The organism is Hydrotalea sp. (assembly GCF_049968455.1).
Classification (GTDB): domain Bacteria; phylum Bacteroidota; class Bacteroidia; order Chitinophagales; family Chitinophagaceae; genus Hydrotalea.
Window position 1 is genome coordinate 113,712 of record NZ_JBMFQT010000002.1, and the last position, 19,560, is coordinate 133,271.

General features: G+C 34.3%; 14 protein-coding genes and 2 pseudogenes. 7 read left to right on the forward strand and 9 right to left on the reverse strand.

The window, feature by feature from the left end:
• Positions 1–3 precede the first annotated feature (3 nt).
• From ACP5P5_RS02055 to ACP5P5_RS02065, 3 genes are all read right to left on the reverse strand, one after another.
• Positions 4–1,041, reverse strand: coding sequence for a pectinesterase family protein (locus tag ACP5P5_RS02055; RefSeq protein ID WP_428284451.1), 1,038 nt, complete (start codon positions 1,039–1,041; stop codon positions 4–6).
• Entirely contained in the window at positions 1,028–2,863 is a 1,836-nt protein-coding gene (locus ACP5P5_RS02060; RefSeq protein WP_428284452.1) for a glycoside hydrolase family 88/105 protein, read from the reverse strand. Before ACP5P5_RS02060 ends, ACP5P5_RS02055 begins: the two co-directional genes overlap by 14 nt.
• 71 nt (positions 2,864–2,934) lie before the next feature.
• The gene (locus ACP5P5_RS02065; protein ID WP_428284453.1) at positions 2,935–5,280 is read right to left on the reverse strand and encodes a glycosyl hydrolase family 28 protein; all 2,346 of its coding nucleotides are present in this window, start codon (positions 5,278–5,280) and stop codon (positions 2,935–2,937) included.
• Positions 5,281–5,656: 376 nt separating this feature from the next.
• Between ACP5P5_RS02065 and ACP5P5_RS02070 the strand changes: the two genes are divergently transcribed.
• A complete protein-coding gene (locus tag ACP5P5_RS02070; RefSeq protein WP_428284454.1) occupies positions 5,657–6,712 on the forward strand; it encodes a LacI family DNA-binding transcriptional regulator in 1,056 nt (351 codons plus the stop codon).
• An 11-nt stretch (positions 6,713–6,723) separates the two neighbouring features.
• On the opposite strand, the gene ACP5P5_RS02075 is transcribed toward ACP5P5_RS02070, so the two are convergent.
• The 4 genes from ACP5P5_RS02075 to ACP5P5_RS02090 all read right to left on the reverse strand — a co-directional run bounded on the left by ACP5P5_RS02075 (position 6,724) and on the right by ACP5P5_RS02090 (position 12,823).
• Positions 6,724–7,686, reverse strand: a complete 963-nt coding sequence (locus ACP5P5_RS02075) for a pectinesterase family protein (protein WP_428284455.1) — start codon at positions 7,684–7,686, stop codon at positions 6,724–6,726.
• A gap of 83 nt (positions 7,687–7,769) precedes the next feature.
• Positions 7,770–9,536: a RagB/SusD family nutrient uptake outer membrane protein gene (locus tag ACP5P5_RS02080; RefSeq protein WP_428284456.1), complete on the reverse strand. Its 1,767-nt coding sequence runs from the start codon at positions 9,534–9,536 to the stop codon at positions 7,770–7,772.
• Positions 9,537–9,614: 78 nt separating this feature from the next.
• On the reverse strand, positions 9,615–11,726 hold the full coding sequence (locus tag ACP5P5_RS02085) for a SusC/RagA family TonB-linked outer membrane protein (RefSeq protein WP_428284457.1): 2,112 nt from the start codon (positions 11,724–11,726) through the stop codon (positions 9,615–9,617).
• A complete protein-coding gene (locus tag ACP5P5_RS02090) occupies positions 11,702–12,823 on the reverse strand; it encodes a TonB-dependent receptor plug domain-containing protein (protein ID WP_428284458.1) in 1,122 nt (373 codons plus the stop codon). The genes ACP5P5_RS02085 and ACP5P5_RS02090 overlap by 25 nt, the downstream gene beginning before the upstream one ends.
• Positions 12,824–13,072: 249 nt before the next feature.
• Between ACP5P5_RS02090 and ACP5P5_RS02095 the strand changes: the two genes are divergently transcribed.
• Complete coding sequence (locus tag ACP5P5_RS02095; protein WP_428284459.1) at positions 13,073–13,507, forward strand: acyl-CoA thioesterase; 435 nt, start codon at positions 13,073–13,075, stop codon at positions 13,505–13,507.
• Positions 13,508–13,509: 2 nt separating this feature from the next.
• On the opposite strand, the gene uxuA is transcribed toward ACP5P5_RS02095, so the two are convergent.
• Positions 13,510–14,682 carry a mannonate dehydratase gene (gene uxuA / locus ACP5P5_RS02100; RefSeq protein ID WP_428284460.1) on the reverse strand — a complete coding sequence of 391 codons (1,173 nt, stop codon included), beginning with the start codon at positions 14,680–14,682 and terminating at the stop codon, positions 13,510–13,512.
• 275 nt (positions 14,683–14,957) lie between these two features.
• A pseudogene (locus ACP5P5_RS02105) lies at positions 14,958–15,200 on the reverse strand (fibronectin type III-like domain-contianing protein); the annotation flags it as partial.
• A 51-nt stretch (positions 15,201–15,251) separates the two neighbouring features.
• Between ACP5P5_RS02105 and ACP5P5_RS02110 the strand changes: the two are divergent.
• The 5 genes and pseudogenes from ACP5P5_RS02110 to ACP5P5_RS02130 form a co-directional block, all read left to right on the forward strand.
• Positions 15,252–15,848 (forward strand): annotated as a pseudogene (locus ACP5P5_RS02110) (glycoside hydrolase family 43 protein); the annotation flags it as partial.
• A 56-nt stretch (positions 15,849–15,904) separates the two neighbouring features.
• Positions 15,905–17,554, forward strand: coding sequence for an acyl-CoA carboxylase subunit beta (locus ACP5P5_RS02115; protein WP_428284461.1), 1,650 nt, complete (start codon positions 15,905–15,907; stop codon positions 17,552–17,554).
• Positions 17,555–17,573: 19 nt separating this feature from the next.
• Positions 17,574–18,365, forward strand: coding sequence for a PhzF family phenazine biosynthesis protein (locus ACP5P5_RS02120; protein WP_428284462.1), 792 nt, complete (start codon positions 17,574–17,576; stop codon positions 18,363–18,365).
• Between the two features lie 66 nt (positions 18,366–18,431).
• Positions 18,432–18,917: a ribonuclease HI gene (gene rnhA, locus ACP5P5_RS02125; RefSeq protein WP_428284463.1), complete on the forward strand. Its 486-nt coding sequence runs from the start codon at positions 18,432–18,434 to the stop codon at positions 18,915–18,917.
• A 75-nt stretch (positions 18,918–18,992) separates the two neighbouring features.
• The gene (locus ACP5P5_RS02130) at positions 18,993–19,553 is read left to right on the forward strand and encodes a UbiX family flavin prenyltransferase (protein ID WP_428284464.1); all 561 of its coding nucleotides are present in this window, start codon (positions 18,993–18,995) and stop codon (positions 19,551–19,553) included.
• The last annotated feature ends 7 nt before the right edge of the window (positions 19,554–19,560 follow it).

A 19,560-nucleotide genomic window follows, 5' to 3' on the forward strand; every position in this document is an offset into this window, starting at 1 on the left:
CTGTTAATTTAAATAAGGATTCCATTTATTGCCAAATACCCAATTAGCATTAATAGCATCAGGTAACGGTGATCCCTTTGCAGTTTCTAAATTATTTTTAAACCAACTGTAATCACCACCGGCTTTATGGCAGTTATAATAGTAAACTCTATATCCCCAACGAATAATATTGTTAGTAGGAACTAAATAAATAGGCTTATTAGCCATATTTTTAGCAAAAGAACAATTAATTAAATAAAATTGAGCATCCTTGTGAAAACGGCCCAACATAAATCCATCATAACCTTGAAAAAAACAATTTTTTAAAACTGTTTTAGCGTCTTCATTTCCAGAACCATCGTGCCAAATACATGCAGGCCCGGTTGTAGCAACAAACGTGCAATTTTCAGCATAAGCCCAACCCCTTGGACAATAGAAGTCAACTCCCCCCATCATTAAGCAATCTTTAAAAAAGAACATTCCATCATTCACATTCCAAGGGCTAACAGTATCTCCACCATAAGCTTTTAAAATGCAATTCAATACTTTTAAACACGTTGTTGCAAATGTTCTTAATGCCATTTGGTGACCATCTTTCCTAATTGTTTTTGAAAAATTATTCAAACTATCATTTTCACAAGGAACCACCTTAGTATTATTCTCAAATCCGTAAGTATTTTGAATAGTTACATTTTCAATAGTAATATCATTTCCACTGATATTTACAGTTGCAACACCCCAATCATCAGTATTTTTACAACGCCAAATATCTCGTGCTATAGCTTGTGTAATAATCGTAGTAGTTTTATCCTCACCCAAAAAATGAATATTGTTTTTAGTTATATAAATTTTTTCTTTATAAGTTCCTGAATCTATTAAAATAACGTGCTTATGATGATTACTACTATCAATTGCATTGATAGCAAGTTGAATATTTTTAAAACAATGGGGTTTGGTTTTACTTACATGCAAAGTATCAACCGCTTCAGCAAACAACAAGTTGTTATGAGTGCCGCAAAGGATGATTAATAAAATGAAATATTTTATGCTAACTTTTCCCATTTTTTACTTGTTGAATTAACCATTGAATCCAATCTTCAGCGGCCACATAATTATTAAATTGTATAGGCAATTTCCTTCCATCAATAAACTCGTTGTACAACCATGGATCACCGGTAACAAACACTGTACCCCTTCCATACTTTGTTAAAGCCATTACCACTACTCCATTCTTTTTTAGAATAGCCTTTGCAGGATATTTTATAGAAATAGAACAAATACCCTTTTGATATATTAATTCAGCATTCGGTAATACCTCATTATTTTTAGATACGTTTATTACGCCTTCTATAAATTGATTAGCAGAAAAGTGCTGATAACTATCTTCATTCACTTGAATACCAAATTGGCTGAGCAACAAATTCATGTGCTTAAATTCTGAATTCCCTTTATCATTATGCAAAACACATAAAACACCACCCTTATATACCCAATCTCTTAGAAAATTAGCTGTAGAGATATTCATAAAATTAGGATTAGGATTCTCACTAGAATCATCCGCATCTACAATTAAGTAAATGCCATTGAGTGGCAAATTATTTTTGGATGGCATTTCAGCCAATTGTTTTGTAGTAACCCCATATTTTTGAAAAAGAAATTGCAAAGTTGAAAATCCACCATTATTCATTTCATTCCATTTATAATGAAAAGGCACTAGAGTTCCGGTTATATCAACTTTTTTTTCAGCATTAAAATAATCATCTAACACAACAGTGACACCTTTACCCTTGTTAGAATGTTTGTACAAATCCATTTCAATATCCATTAAAATAAAAGCGCTAATTCCTTTGCTATCATTAGTAACTACAGGTTCACTGCAATAATATTGATAACTTCCATCGCGATAAGGGTTGCCACCTAATCCACTCACCTTAACTGTATTAGTTAAAAAAAAGGAATCATTTTTTTCAATAACAAAATGGCGTGTTATACCTTTATACGCTTTATTAATTACAGTTTTATATTTTTCATCAATCCACTTAAAACGCAATGCCTTTAAAATGGTATATGTAAACATGCAACTTGCTGATGATTCTAAATAATTACCATTATGGTTTCCATAATTCAAAACGTTCCACCATGTACCGGTTTTAACATCTTGTACAGCGGCAACAGCTTTTACAAAATCATTTAATAAAACTTTTAATGAGTCATAATAAACATTAGTCGTTGGAAAATTTTCTAAAACATCAACTAATGCCATTCCATACCAACCCATTGTCCTTCCCCAAAAATTGGGGGAAGTTCCGGTAATTGGATTACTCCATTTTTCTTTACAATCAGCATCCCATGCATGGTATAGAAGGCCATTAACTTTATTACGCGCTTTATAAGTAATCAATAAAAATTGTCTAGCTATATCATTAAAATTTTCTGTTTGGTGAAAAGCAAAGGCATAATGTGTATAAAATGGATGAGCCATATACATTCCATCTAACCACATTTGTTGTGGATAGCGAGCTTTATGCCAAAAGCCGCCTTCTAAAGTTCGAGGCTGATTTTTAAGCTGTTGATACAAACATTGAACAGCATTGAAATAATTTTGATTTCCAGTAATTTGATAAAGCGATAAAAAAATATTCCCACCTAATAGATTGTCGAGATTAAAATCATTGATTTGATAGGTCTTTATTGTATGCCCACTATCTAGTAAAAAGTTATTCGCAACGTTTTGCACAAATTGAAAATATTTTCTTTCACCAGTATATTGCCATAAAGCCATTATAGCTTTTAACTGTATGGCATTTTCATAGGTCCATTTATCATTTAATGCTTTCTGGTTGGCAGTTGTGCAAACAACATTATTAGCAAACTTTTCAGACAAAATAATATTCCTGCAAAAAACTTTTTGCAAAAAAAATAAGGTAAACAGAAATATTATTTTCGCTTTCATAACTATTCAGTAACAGTTACAACATTTGGCTCTGTACCAAAACCTGTTTTAATTAATTGTAAAGCATTTTGTTTTGGTATATTTTTAAATTGAATGTTTTTTGTGCGAGGTCCCTGCAACTCAACCATCAATTCAGTTGACTTATTGAAATTAAAATGATTGAACATAATATTTTCAGCATTCAATATATAAACCAATGGTCTGGATAGCTTTGCAGTAAGTGTACAATTATTTATTTGAATGTGTTTGGCTTCTTCAATATCGATACCTGACTGTGTTTGCATTTGTAAATTATTGAAAACCACATTTTGAACAGGCATTTCAGGAATACCTCTTATAAATATTGCTTTTGAAGCGCCATTACATACAATGTTGTTGATATAAAAATTTTTAAAGACGGGGGTAGCTTCTGTAATAGGTAAAACTTCAACTTTTGGGGGTGTTCTTTCTTCGCCATATAAAGGTACCGGATCTTGGGCTGCATAATACATATCAAACAATACAGCTTCACCAATAATATCTTTCAAATTAATATTGGCAGTATAAATATTTTCAACTACACCGCCCCTTCCCCTAACTGTTTTAAAACGCAAACCAATATCGGTACCCATAAAACTGCAATTGCGTACATACAAGTTTTTAGCACCACCGCTCATTTCACTACCAATTACAAAACCACCATGTGCATGATATACCAAACAATTTTGTATTAATGCATTTTGCGTTGGCATATTCCTTTTCCTACCCGATGTATCGCGGCCGCTTTTAATGCAAATTCCGTCATCACCTACATCAAATGTACTGTTCTCCAAAAACACGTTACTACAACTTTCAATGTCAATTCCATCACCGTTTTGTGCATACCAAGGGTTTTTAGCATACACATTACGAACAGTTAATTGATTACACATGAAAGGATGCAGACACCAGGCAGGTGAATTTTGAAAAGTAACCCCTTCCAATAAAACATTAGTACAAGCAGTAAACACCAACAAATTAGGCCGTAAAAAAGTCTTAATGGAATCAAAGTCTGAAAGTTGCATACCTTCTTTCAAAACACCCGCATTTTTTATTTGCGCACCTCGATAAGTTTCAATGGTTGGATACCAAGTTTTTTTATCGTTACTTAAAATACCACCACTATTAATTAATTTTTGCCATTGTGTTGTGGTGAGTTTATCTTTTTTTACCATCCGCCAAGCGTCTCCATTACCATCAATAATCCCGCTTCCGGTTATGGCAATATTTACCGCATTATTTGCAGAAATGGGCGATTGATTTCGAGCTGCCGGTTGCCCTTCCCAGTTACTTTCAATTAATTTGTAAGCACTATAATCAGCAGTAAATTGTAAAATAGCACCTCGATTTATAAATAAGTTTACATTGCTTTTTAATTCAATAGGACCTGTCATCCAGAAACCATTGGGCACTTCAACAACTCCACCGCCATTTTTATTACAGGCATTAATGGCATTTTGAATAAATTCAGTATTTAGCGTTTTTCCATCATTAACGGCACCAAACTGACGTATATTGAATGTATCTTTTGCAAAATGAGGCTCATAAACAATAGGTAATTCATATTCAAACTTGTTATCGAAACCGGATTTTAAAAGTGCATCTCTTAAAGGCAATTTCAATTCGTTAATGGCGCAACATACAAGCGAAGCCATATACTTGGCACCAAATGAAGAAAAATGCGTATCATCAGTTCTTCCATTAAAACAAGCATTATAATGGCGAGGGGGAATCCACAAATAAAGATTCTTTGAAGTCTCGGGGCCAAATTGACGTAACAAATTTTTACTTAAAGTAAATAAATCAATATAGGCTACATCCAAAGAATCAGCAACTACTTCTACAACCTCCGGATAATCGCCATGCATTTTCTCGTCCACTAAACCATTCTGCAAAAATTTACGTCGAGCTACAGGACTTAATAAAACGGGAATTCCTTTTTTCTTTTTAACATCATTTACAAACCGGATTAAATTGTCCTTGTATGCTCCCTGAGCATCGGAATATCTTTTAGGATCTTCTTTTTTTTCATCATTATGTCCAAATTGAATAAAAACATAATCACCCGGTTTAATTTGCTGCACAACGGCATCCCATTTCCCTTCATCAATATAGCTTTTTGTACTACGCCCGTTTACAGCTTTGTTTTCAACAACTACCGAATGATTAAAAAATTGCGGCAAATACATACCCCATCCCTTTTCAGGATTATCTTCTAATGGTTTATTAGCCATAGTGGAGTCGCCTACCAAAAAAATAGTGATTTTATCATCTTGCATTTTAAAAGCGACCAAAATGCATATAAGAAAAAAGGCAAGCAGTTTTTTCATTTCATTCTATTTATTGCGCAACAAAAAAACAGTTAATAATTTATAAGGTAATTCTTAGTTTTTAAATGAAGAAAATGTTGTTGAGTCATCTTCTAAAAAAAAATATTTTTTACCTATAAAAATCATAAGCGATGCTACAATTATATTCACGAATAATAAAGGTTTTGAAGAATTATTTTTACGCAATCGTTCCCGATATCGATAACAAAAAACTGAAGAAATTAGGCGAACATCCCATACAAAAATTTGCACACCGATTGCATTTCAAAAAGTCGTAAAAAAAGAGTTTCTTTATAGTCGTTAAATTCGAAACAGACCGATTATAATAAGATTAAATTGTGTATTGTAATCCTTAAACCTGTTTGTAATAGCCAATATGAAATTTGAAGCAGTTACCATAAAAGACATTGCTAAAGCGTTGGGCTTATCAACCTCCACAGTTAGCCGTGCACTACGCGATAGTTATGAAATTAGTGAGGAAACCAAACAACTTGTATTAAATTATGCTAAGGAAATTAATTACCGTCCTAATCCCATTGCATTAAGTTTAAAAGAAAAACGCAGTCGTTCAATAGGCATAATTGTTTCAGAAATTGCCAATAGCTTCTTTTCTCAAGCCATTAATGGAATTGAATCGGTTGCGCATTTACATGGCTATAATGTTATTATAACTCAGAGCAAAGAAAGTTATGAAAGAGAAATTGCCAATATTCAATATTTATCAAGTAGATCAGTAGATGGATGTATCATTTCCGTTTCAGCAGAAACCAAAGATTATACCCATATTACAGAATTATACGAAAGAAATTTGCCTATTGTTTGTTTTGACAGAGTAATTGAAGCTTTAAACACATTTAAAGTAACGGTAAATAGTTTTGATGGTGCATACAATGCTACCACCCATTTAATAAAAAATGGCTTTAAAAAAATAGCTATGTTAAGTGGATCACCTGTATTATCCATTAGTAAAGATAGGTTATCCGGATATCGTCAAGCATTAATAGATAATGATATTGAATTGAACGAAAATTATGTTGCCTATTGCCAACACGGGGGATTAATTTATGAAGAAGTTGAAAAAGCTTTGAATTATTTATTGAAACTAAAACCTAAACCCGATGCAATTTTTGCCGGAGCAGATAAACTTACTACTAACTGCATGCGCTATTGCAAAGCAAGCAATATTGAAATTCCAAAACAACTGGCTTTAATTGGTTTTAGCAATTTAGACTTTACTGATTTACTTTGTCCGCCCTTATCGGTAGTTCGCCAACCGGCTTTCGAAATGGGACGTATATCAGCAGAGCTGCTCATAAAAATGATTGAAAGCAAACGACCTATTACTGATTTTGAGTCGAAAATATTACCGGCGGAAATTTATGCAAGAGCTTCCACAGAACCCATAAACACACAGAAAAAAAAGCAAAAATAATTTCATAGCATTTAATGATTAATCGGTTGTGGCACCCAACTACCAAAAATGTCTTTCAATGTATAATTTTCTGCATCGGAAGCAGATAATTGTTTTACCCAAGTATAACGATTGAGTGGATTGGCACCGGGACCATAATTATTAAATTCTGCGAATCTTGCTGTTTTTTCATTTGCAGGATTTTTCCAGTTATTCCAACCTTGCGGAATAACATGTTTATCCATGTAACAATGAATATATGTTACACTAGCATAAGGCTGCCAAGGTCGCCCCAATGAAACATTATGTAAACTGCTATCTGCTAACAATGTGCAGTTTCTAAAAACAAATCCATAAGGAATTTCACGAGGTGTAGATGCAGCAGTAACGTGCGAATTTTTCTTACTATAAATTGTACAACTATCAAACACGGCAGTTGCAGGTCCAAAAATAAAATCGGTAGTTCCTTCAATGTAACAATTATGATAATATTGTCTACTACTAGGTCCGCTACAAAATAATACATCTTGAAAACCGGTTATAGCGCAGTTGTAAAATGTAGCTTTGTCGCCATAAACATAAAGGGCTACAGCTTGACCGGCATAAAATCCTGCATTATTTTCGAAATGAATATTTTGTGCAGTAAAATTTGAAGCATAAATAAAAAAGCTGGCCGATGTCCAGGTATTAATAGTATCACCATTAGGTAAATGCAAGCCACTATGATTGTTATAGGAAACAACTACATCATTTTTGTTTTCGCCTACAAGCGATACAAATTGTTTTCCCGAATCTAATATCAGCCGCTCTTTATATATGCCCTTCTTTACAAAAACGATAAACGGCTTTGTATTATTACAAGGTATTGCATTCAATGCTTGCTGAATTGTGGTATAGTTCCCACTGCCATCTTGTGCAACAACAATCTTATTGATTTGTGCTGATAGATGTACGCTTATGAAAAGCGTAAAAAACAAAATTAAATTTATTTTCATAAAATTTTTTTTTAAATTTTAAAGGCTACTGAGAACAGCAGCCTTTAAAAGGTATAATCCAACTAACGAAACCACAACATATTTTAATAACCCGGATTTTGGGTTAAATTATAATTTGCATCACGAGCCGGCTGGGGAATTGGTAATAATTCTGTTTTATTGGGAGTGAACCCGGTTGCAAACCTTGCCAATGCTGTTGTTGAAATAGCACTACTTACCCAAGTAATTTTTGTTGTATTGGCAGGAGTAGTAGAGGGGGCAGGTTTATACAAAGAGTTTGCCCAAATAGTATAATCATCACCGTTCGCCGTTTTATAATAATACATTGATTTAGGAAGATTAGCATAAATACCTGATGAATTTGACATGGCAGTTAATGCATTTTTGGTATTGGTAAGAACTGTGTTAATTAGATTCCAACGAATTAAATCGAACTTACGAACACCTTCGCCACCCAACTCTAAAGAACGTTCTTTTACAATAGCATTAAAAAAGTCAGATTTGCTTAAGCCGGCTGGCAAATCAACTGCTGCATTGGGTGAATTAATGGGTTGACCATATCCCCTTCTACGCACCATATTGATTGCATTGTAAGCAGCAGCAGTAGGGCCATTTAATTCATTTTCAGTTTCAGCAAACATTAGCAAAACATCGGAATATCGCAATATTTGCCATTTTAAACCCAAGTATTGAGTTTTATCGGTTGGTGAGATGGTAGGATTACTAATCCAGTCACGGCGATATTTGCCATCATTAATAGCAGTAATGGTTTGTCCTGTTTTAGTTATACCATCAGCGTTAACAATATAAGGAGCACAGGTAACATCGCGACGTAAATCAGTAGAATCAAATAAGTAAAAATAAGTAGGAAGAATATTAATAGATTTATTGCCATTTCCATTAACAGTGGGTCCATCATAATACCCTAATTTACTATCGGCAGTACCGTTGGCACCTACTGCAGAAGCCTGAAACATTAATTCGCCATCAGGGTCACTTACAGCTCGAGCACAAACATAGTTTTTAAATAAATTTTTGAAACTTGGATTTAAGTTATGTTGACCTGAGGTAATAATATCATTGCATTCATCATGTGCTATTTGGTAGTACTTTAAATAATCAGCACTTCTTTCCATTACACCTGAAGTGTTGCGTAATGAGTACCCACCCCTAAATAATGCAATTCTCGCTCTTAAGCCTTTAACTGTGCCTTTCGTAATTCTTTCATCAATGGGGTCACCAATTGATGCTAAATCGTTTCTCCAAGGAACTAAATCTTCAGCAGTTTTTAAATCAGAAATAATTCTATCATACAGAGAATCTCTATTTACACGAGTAGGGAAAGGATTTGCACCGGCAATTTGTGAAGCAGGTTGAAAATCAGCAGGTAAATCGCCCCAATTACGAATAGCTTCAAAATAAAATTGTGCTCTTAAAGTTAATGCTTCGCCCAACATTCTTTGCAATTCCTTTTTCTCTTGATCTGTTCCATTGTTGTACTGAGACATTGTAGGAATATTGTATATACAAATATTGGCAAATTCAATACCGCGGAATAATTGTTGAAAAGGATTATTTAATTGAGCATTTCCCGGAGTTGCTTGATAACGGGCAATATCCCGACGGTCGTTATCAGGATTTCCGGTAGGACCTTGTGTTTCATCATTATCAACTGTGTAATACAAACTTAAACGAATACCATAACCCTGATCGCCTGAAAGCTGTGCGTATACACCTGCTAAAGCCTGATAAGCATGGGGCACATCACTAAACACCACATTGGTTCCATAGGAAGTAATGGGCATTTGATTTAAGAACTTTTTACATGAACCCAAGAATATGGTTGTCATAATCAATGAGACCAATACAACCCGGTTATAGAATGATTTTATTTGCATAATTGAAGCAATTTTAATTTTTACAAATCATTAAAAAATTACGTTTACACCAAAAATGTAGGTTTTGTTTTTTGGAAAAGCGGAATAGTCTAAACCAGGTGTAGTTAAATTCTGACTAACACTCACTTCCGGGTCATAACCAGAATATCTGGTTAATATAGCTACATTATTCAATGTGGTATAAAATCTTAATCTATTAATTTTAAGCTTACGCAGTGCTTTGGGGGCTAAAGTATAACCTAAGGTTATATTGTTTATTCTTAAAAATGATCCATCTTCAATAGCCCAAGAATGTAAGTAGAATGCACCACTACTAGTTAAGGGACTCCAAATTTTAGCATTGCTATTTAAAGCAGCTAGTTGTGTAGGATCTTTAACGGTATTACCATTGGCATCAATATTCGTAAACCGATTATCCATAATGGCTAACAAGTTAGAATTAGGAATATATCCGTTTGAAAATTCAATTTTATTGGCATTATAAACACTGTTACCATAAACGAAATTGATAAAGATGCTCATATCGAAATTTTTGTAACTAAACTGCTGATTAAGACCTCCGAAAAATTTTGGCTGAGATGTTCCTAAAATTTTTCTATCATGATCTAAATCAACAACACCATCACCATTTAAATCTTTTAATTTTAAACTACCCGGCTGCGGATTTCCAATGATGCTGGCATCATTTACCACACCTTGCTTTAAAGTGTAGGTTTGTGTAGTAGCATTATAATCAAAGTCGCTTACTTTATAAAAACCATCAGTAACAAATCCATACATGGCCCCTACAGGTGCAGCCACTTGAATGATGTAATCAGATGGTTGACCAGAAACACCCCATCCTGCACTTTGCAAGAAAGAAGTTTGTCCTTTTGCTAAAGCAACTACTCTATTTTGATTGAATGAAAGATTGAAGTTGGCATTCCATGTGAAATTCTTTTTTTGCATTATCATACTGCTAATCTGAAATTCAACACCTTTATTGGTAGTTTTTCCAACATTCTGCAATTGTGTTGCATAACCATATGTAGAGGCAACGGGCACATTCAATAAAAGATTTTTTGTGGAGTTAGAATAGTAATCAACTGTAAACTGTAATCTGTCATTAAACAACGACAAGTCTAACCCTAAATTTCTGTTTATAGTGGTTTCCCATTTTAAATAAGGATTTACTAAGCTGGCAGAAGTGTACCCATAAACAGTTTGATTGTTTATACCGTAATAGCTCACATTATTATTAAATGCATCTAAATATAAGTAATCAGCAATACGATTATTACCCACGGCACCATAGCCAACCCTCAGTTTCATATCGCTAATAAACTTCACTGTTTTCATGAATTTTTCTTTTTTAACACGCCATGCTGCCGATGCTGCCGGGAAATAGCCCCAACGCATATCTGGTGCAAATTTGGAAGAGGCATCTGCCCTCATGTTAACCGAGAATAAATATTTTTGTTGGTAAGCGTAATTCATACGCCCAAAAAACGACAATGAGGTATAGTTAGTGATAATTTGTTTAGGATAACCTGTAAAGCTTGTTCCTAAACTTAAATCTGTGAAAGCTTTATTAATCGGAGTAAATGTAGGAATACTTTTGAATAAATTATATTCTGATTCTGTACGAACTTGATAAGTTTCTTGTCCCAACAAAAAATCAATATCATGTTTACCTTTAATGTTTTTTAATGAATAGGTGAATACGTTTGAATTGTTGATAGAGGTACGGTTAATAGTATCTAATTCAACAACAGGTTTTGCACCACCTTGAATAATAGATAATGGGCTAATTGAATCGCTATATTGGCGATTAATGTAATGGTTATAATCATAACCAAACGTAGTACGGAAGGTTAAATTTTTAGTTATTTGGTAACTAGCATAGCCAGAAAAATTAAACCCATCTGTTGTTTTCTTTCTATATTCTGCATTAGAAAGTGCAATAGGGTTTACTAAGAACAAGCCATTACCAGTGCTATTGTCCACTAAACTAAGATCAATTACATCTGGAGTACTAATGTTAGGAGAAAGGAAAGGGCGATATTTAACAGTGTTACGCAAGCGGTTATATGTTGATCCATTTGGAGAAGAAGTTCCTGCACCATAAACATTTTGATTTAAATAACGCAAGGTACCACCCACTTTAATTTTTTACCAATACGTTGATCAACTCGAAGATTAATAATATTACGGTAGTATTTAGAATTTAATACAGTTGTAATATCGCTATTGTTAGTATAGCTTAAATTGAATGTAGTTTTACTATTGCCACCATTCACACTTACGTTATTGGTTTGCAACATCCCATTTCTACCCAATACTAATTTTTGCCAATCAACAGGAGGAATTGATTTATATACAGAAAGTGTATCCCAAGTAGTTCCATATGTTTTGGCAAAAGTGGCACTATCTGTTGTATTATTACGGGAACGCTCATAATTCCAACGAATAAATTCCCAAGGGCTCATTACGGGTAATTCTTTGGCTAATTTTTCCAAGCCAACAAAACCATTATATGTCATACGCAGTTTCCCCTGTCTGCCTCCCTTAGTGGTGATAATAACTACACCATTAGCACCTCTAGCTCCATAAATAGCAGTTGCGGCTGCATCTTTTAGTACATCAATGCTTTGAATATCTTGTGGCGCCAAAGTTGACAATGCATTCTCAACCTGTACACCATCAACAATATATAAAGGTGAATTATCCTGCGTAATAGAACCGCCTCCACGAACCCGAATAGTAATATTTGCATCAGGTGAACCCTCGGAACTGGTAATTTGAACCCCTGCCAATCTTCCGGCCAAAGCCTCGGCAGCAGAATTAATAGGAATATCTTTTAAATCTTTTGCACCTACTGAGGAAACGGAGGCTAATAAATCTTTTCGTTTTACTGACTGGTAACCAATTACTACAACTTCATTACCCACATCATTCGTGCGGCTAAGTTTTACATTTACCATACCATTGCTTTTAGGTTCAATGGTTTGTGAAGTATATCCTACATAACTAATTACTAAACTGTACTTATTTTCATTATTCGGAACAGCTAATGTAAAGTCACCATTTTTATCCGTTTGAACTCCTTTTTTTGAGCCGGCAATCATTACTGAAGCACCGACTAAAGGTTCATTGTTTTCTCCAGAAACATGGCCTTTAATAATTTTACCTGATGTTTGTGCCGAAACACTAAAACATAGGGTTAATAGCATACAAACTAGTGCAGCAAGTTTTTTCATAAAGCAATTTGTTTTTCCTTGTAACAAATAAATAAGCATTATTAATATGCTTACTCAGCAATCGTATAGCAGATTTGGCACTTCAATGCTAAACAGATATTTCGTATTAGCATAGTATTAACAATACTTTTTTTACGCAAACGTTCCCGATAACGATGTAGTTCGTAGCATAAATTCATTAAATTTAATATTCATTCAATTTTATTGAAATTGCATTCATTGTGTTAATTTTAATATAAACCAAAAACCATGGAAAGCTTTTATACTAATGTTACTATTCGATGGAGCGATTTAGATCCGAATTTTCACGTAAGGCATAGTGTGTATTATGATTGGGGTGCTTACGCAAGAATGAATTTTCTTACTTATGCAGGCATTAGTCTTTCTTTATTAATGCAACATCGTATTGGAGTTATCTTATTAAGAGAAGAAGCTATTTTCAAAAAAGAAATTCATTATAATGATATTGTAAAAATCTCCATTAAAATGCGCAGTATAACCGCTAGTGGCGATAGATGGAGCCTACAGCATGAATTACAAAACAGCAATGGAATCATACATGCAATTATAAATATAGATGGTGCATGGATGAATACTGAAATACGAAAATTAGTAGCCCCTCCTTCATCGTTTCAAGAAATGTTTCTAACCATTCCTAAAACCAATGATTTTAAAATAGTATAAGTTTACATTTTAGAAATTGCTAATTCTAATCCTCGCAATTCTGCTAAGCCCCTTAATCGGCCAATAGCTGAATAACCTGGATAAGTTTTTTTATGCAAGTCATCTAACATTTGGTGGCCATGATCAGGGCGCATAGGAATACATACTTTCCTGTGTTGCATGATTTGCCAAATTGTTTTTACAACCTCATACATATTTATATCGCCTTCTAAATGATTGGCTTCATAAAAATTACCATCGGCATCACGCTTTGTGCTGCGTAAATGCAAAAAATGAACATGATTGGCAAATCGTTTTAACATGGCTACCAAATCGTTACCGGGACGTACACCTAAAGATCCTGTACAAAAACATAATCCATTTACCGGCGAAGGTGCTGCTTGAATAATGGCAGCTAAATCTTCTTCGGTACTTACAATACGAGGTAATCCCAACAATGTGTAAGGCGGATCATCTGGATGAATGGCCATTTTTAAGCCAAGCGATTCTGCCACTGGTACCACTTGTTGTAAAAAATAAAATAAATTTTGTTGTAATTGTTCTGCATCAATTGCTCTATACTCGTTTAATGCCTGTAAAATTTCATCAGGCGTAAAACTAACTTCACTTCCCGGCAACCCCAATAATGTATTGTTATATAGAATTTCTCTCTCTTCCTCTGTCATGGATTGATAATATTCCCATGATTTTGCCTTTTCCTCTGCACTGTATTCAACATTAGCAGCAGGCCGTTTTAACATATATAAATCAAAAGCCATAAATGCTTTTCTGTTAAAATACAAGGCTTTGCTACCATCTGGCATTGGATAATTAACATTGGTACGCATCCAATCTAAAATGGGCATGAAATTATAGGTAATTACTTCCAAACCACAAACAGCCAAATTTTTTAAACAGGTTTTATAGTTTTCAATGTATTGATGAAAGTTTCCTTTTTGTTTTTTTATGTCTTCATGAACGGGTAAACTTTCCACAACTTTCCAATGCAAGCCAACAGCTTCTATCATTTTCTTTCGTTCAGTAATAGCATCTACACTCCACACATCACCAACCGATATTTGGTGCAATGCAGTTACCACACCACTACATCCGGCTTGTTTTATATCCATCAAACTAACCAGATCATTGGGACCAAACCAGCGCATGGTTTGCTGCATTAAATATTTTTCATTCATGGTACATATAATTTCATGTTATAAAATTTGCCGGTGAAGAATCACCGGCAATAACTAAACAACTAAATAAGCAAATTAAAAAAAATAGCGCTATAATTTAAACATTGGAATAATAAACCGTTAAATATCTTAATGTATGAGAGTGAAATGTCAAACATCTTATTTTATATTTATAATTTTTTTGTGAAAGATTTTTAACCCATGTCGTAATTATATAGTCAAGTACTATTTGTATAAATAATCATAGGGCAATGCAGTTAGTTTATATGTTAGAATTAGTTTAACACAACAGTAATCATTGTGGGTTTCGATGCACCTAGTTCAATATGCCTTTTATCAGGTAATGATCTCCCAAAATAAATATTGATTTTCCCTTTACGTAAATAAGTTTCACCTTTATCATTCACCAATTGGAACATATCGGGCGTAATTGTAAAATAAACAGTTGAAGCACCTTGAGCAGGTATTGCCACTTTTTTAAATGCTTTCAAAGCATATATAGGCGCATTCGCCGGTGCATTTTCATACTGAACTTACAATTACACTGCCTCTAAAGGCAATATTTACGAACACCCAAACATCAATGGTTTCAAATTTCAAATAAAGGCATTAGCATGCAACTGCAACCCATTACCTGCAGTGAACCCGTTAATCCTTCTTTTTTAGGTTGGCGGCAAACACATTTGTATGGATATGCGTCAACGCAATTAAATTTTACCCCAACAAACTCTAATGAAAAAGCGGGTTTAATTGTTTTTCAAAATGAACATGCTTTTTATTATCTCTGTCAATCTGTAAATAAAAATAAAGAACCCGTTATTCAACTATATCGAGGCGATACAAGTAGCCTTAATAATAATATGCAACTAATTACCGAAAGAAAAATACCATTGAATCATTCATTACAGCTTAAAATTAATGCCAATGGTGCTACCTATGATTTTTATTATTCCCTTCAACCCAATCATTGGCAATTATTACAGCAAGGAGTTGATGCTAAGCCATTAAGCACACAAGTAGCAGGCGGTTTTGTAGGTTGTGTTTATGCTTTATATGCCACTTCATTAAAACAAACAACTAGTAACCAGGCAAACTTTCGGTGGTTCAAAATTTGTAATAACGATAAAACATACATCAATAACGGCAATAATATTTGTAAAGAATAAACAAAATTGTCCATCCACCACATTTCCCTAATTTTGTTATACTAACACTTGTTCGTATGACTGATTTAGAATTTAATAAGAATGAAGACTGGATGAAGCTATTGAATAGCGCAGTTAAAAAAGAGAAAGAAAAAATAAAAAATGGTGGCGGAAAATCGGCCATTGAAAAACAACACCAAAAAAATAAACTTACCCCTCGCGAAAGAATAGCCTATTTAATTGATGAGCATACAGAATTTATAGAGTTGGGGACATTTGCAGGATATGAAATGTATGCAGAAGAAGGCGGCTGCCCGGCAGGTGGAACCGTTGGAGGAATAGGAATTATTAAAGGTCGTCAATGCGTTATCGTTGCAAATGATCAAACCGTAAAAGCAGGTGCCTGGTTTCCAATTACCGGAAAAAAAAATTTACGATTACAGGAAATTGCAATGGAAAATAAATTACCGATTATTTATTTGGTTGATAGTGCCGGTGTTTATCTTCCATTACAAGACGAAATATTTCCTGACAAAGAACATTTTGGTCGCATTTTTAGAAATAATGCAAAAATGAGCGCAATGGGCATTACACAAATAGCTGCCGTAATGGGTGCTTGTGTTGCCGGCGGTGCCTATTTACCCATAATGAGCGATGAAACATTAATGGTTGAAGGAAATGGCTCCATTTTCTTAGCCGGTTCGTATTTGGTTAAAGCAGCTATAGGTGAAGTTATTGACAATGAAACTTTGGGTGGGGCTATTACACATACCGAAATTAGTGGCATTGCCGATTACCGATTCAAAACTGAACAGGAATGTTTGAATCACATAAAAAAAATCATTCAACAATTAGGAGGTTCACCCAAAGCCGGCTTTAATAAAATTAAATCCCATGCCCCTTTTAAAAATCCGGAAGAAATTTATGGCATTATGTCGGTTGATAATGCCAAACCATATGATATGCATGAAATAATAGAACGCATTGTTGATGCGAATGAAAACGGTACCGGCAGCTCATTCGAACCCTTTAAAAACGATTATGGAAAATCCATCATCTGTGGGTATGCACGTATTGAAGGATGGAGTGTAGGTATTGTTGCCAATCAGAGGTTAATAACAAAAAACAGAAAAGGCGAATTACAAATGGGCGGTGTTATTTATAATGACAGCGCCGATAAAGCAGCGCGATTTATAATGAACTGCAATCAGAAAAAAATACCACTTGTTTTTTTACAAGATGTAACCGGATTTATGGTAGGTAGTCGAAGTGAACATAGTGGTATTATTAAAGATGGCGCTAAATTAGTTAATGCAGTTGCCAATTCAGTTGTTCCAAAAATTACCATTATTATAGGTAATAGCTTTGGAGCTGGAAATTATGCCATGTGTGGCAAAGCTTATGATCCTCGTTTTATTTATGCTTGGCCAAGCGCAAAAATCGCTGTAATGGGTGGTGAACAAGCAGCCAAAACCATGCTACAAATTCAAGTAGCCAATTTAAAAGCACAGGGCAAAACAATTTCAAGCGAAGAAGAAAACAAGTTATTAAATTCATTAAAAGAAAAATATAATGCACAAACAACTGCATATTATGCTGCTGCACGGTTATGGGTTGACGAAATCATTGATCCAGTATTAACCAGAAAATATATTGCAAATGGCATTACTGCAGCTAATGAAAATGCCGATATCCCGGAATTTAAAACAGGCGTTTTCCAGGTTTAATTTATAAATGCATAAAAACATGAAATCATATCCCATTTATCAGGTTGATGCATTCACTGACCATTTATTTGGCGGCAATCCTGCGGCAGTTTGTCCGCTTAAATCATGGCTTCCCACTGAGGTGATGCAACAATTAGCCATGGAAAACAATTTATCGGAAACTGCATTTTTTGTACAACACAATGATGAATTTGAAATCAGGTGGTTCACACCTGAGGTTGAAATTGATTTGGCAGGGCATCCAACTTTAGCAACTGCATTTGTTATTTTTAATATTTTGAAATTAGCCAAACATCGCATTCAATTTAAAAGTAAAAGTGGTTTATTAATTGTTGAGAAAAAAGACGATTGGTTAGTAATGAACTTCCCTTCAAGAATGCCCGAGCAAGTACATAACATTCCCCATCATTTATTAAAAGGATTTAACATTGCGCCACAAAGTGTATGGAAATCGAGAGATTATTTATTGGTTTACCCGAATGAATCAACAATTCAACAATTAATACCCAACTTTGTAGAACTAAACCAACTAAATACTTTAGGCATAATTGTTACTGCTGAAGGTAATGAAACCAATTTTGTGTCTAGGTTTTTTGTACCCAATTCAGTGATCGGTGAAGATCCTGTTACCGGTTCGGCACATGCTACTTTAATTCCTTTTTGGAGTAAAGTATTAAACAAGCAACAACTAACAGCCAAACAAATATCCAAAAGAGGCGGCACCTTACTTTGCGAAATGCACCATGAAAGAGTACATATTTCCGGCAAAGCAACTTTATACATGAAAGGAGAATATTATTTGGCAGAATAAAAAAATTATAGATTGATTGAGGTTAATTATTGTGTGCCACAAAACAATTATTAGTATGTTTACCGCATGCAAAAACAACAACCTTCTCTTGTTATCTTTACTGATGGCGCAGCAAGGGGTAATCCCGGACCCGGCGGATATGGTATTGTTATGTTTTGGGGGCCACATAAAAAAGAATTATCAGCCGGTTATCGTTTAACTACCAATAACCGTATGGAATTAATGGCAGTAATTGTTGCATTACAATCATTAACAAAAAAGAATTTACCGGTTACTATTTATACCGATAGCCAATATGTGGTGAATAGTGTTGAAAAAAAATGGTTAGATAATTGGATTAAAACCGACTTTAAAGGAGGCAAAAAGAATAAAGACCTTTGGTTAAAATATTACCAACTATCCAAACAACATACCGTAAAATTTAAATGGGTGAAAGGGCATGCAGAAAATGAGTGGAATAACCGCTGCGATGAACTTGCTACAACTGCTGCCGATGGCAATAATTTACTGATTGATGAAGGCTATGAAAACGGCATAAATATTATGCAATAAAAAGTTCTTACTTTTTTACATACAGGTTGTATTAACTTTTAACACTTACTTTTGTTATATAAGCAAACTAAAAGTATGCAACATAAAATTATTGTAGCCATTTCAGGGGCTAGTGGAGCCATTTATGCTAAACTGCTGTTAGATAGGCTTGTTGCATTGAAAGAACAAATAGCCAATGTTGGAATAGTTATGAGCAAAAACGCTCAATTAGTTTGGGAAACAGAAGTGGGTAATAACAACTATTCAAATTATCCCTTTCAATATTATACCAAAAACGATTTTTCCGCACCGTTTGCTTCAGGGTCTGCCCAATACAACACAATGTTTGTTGTACCTTGTAGTATGGGTACAATGGGAAGAATTGCTACAGGCATTAGTGACGATTTAGTTACAAGAGCCGCTGACGTTATACTAAAAGAAAGGCGGAAATTAATTTTAATGATTCGCGATACGCCTTACAATCTAATCCATATTAAAAATATGGAGACCATTACCTTGGCAGGCGGAATTATTTTACCTGCTACGCCTTCATTTTACCACCAACCCAAGACGATTGAAGATGTAGCAGCATCGGTAGTGGATAGGGCTTTAGATATTGCTGGCATTAATATTTCAACCTTTAGATGGGGCAGCTAAACAAGTA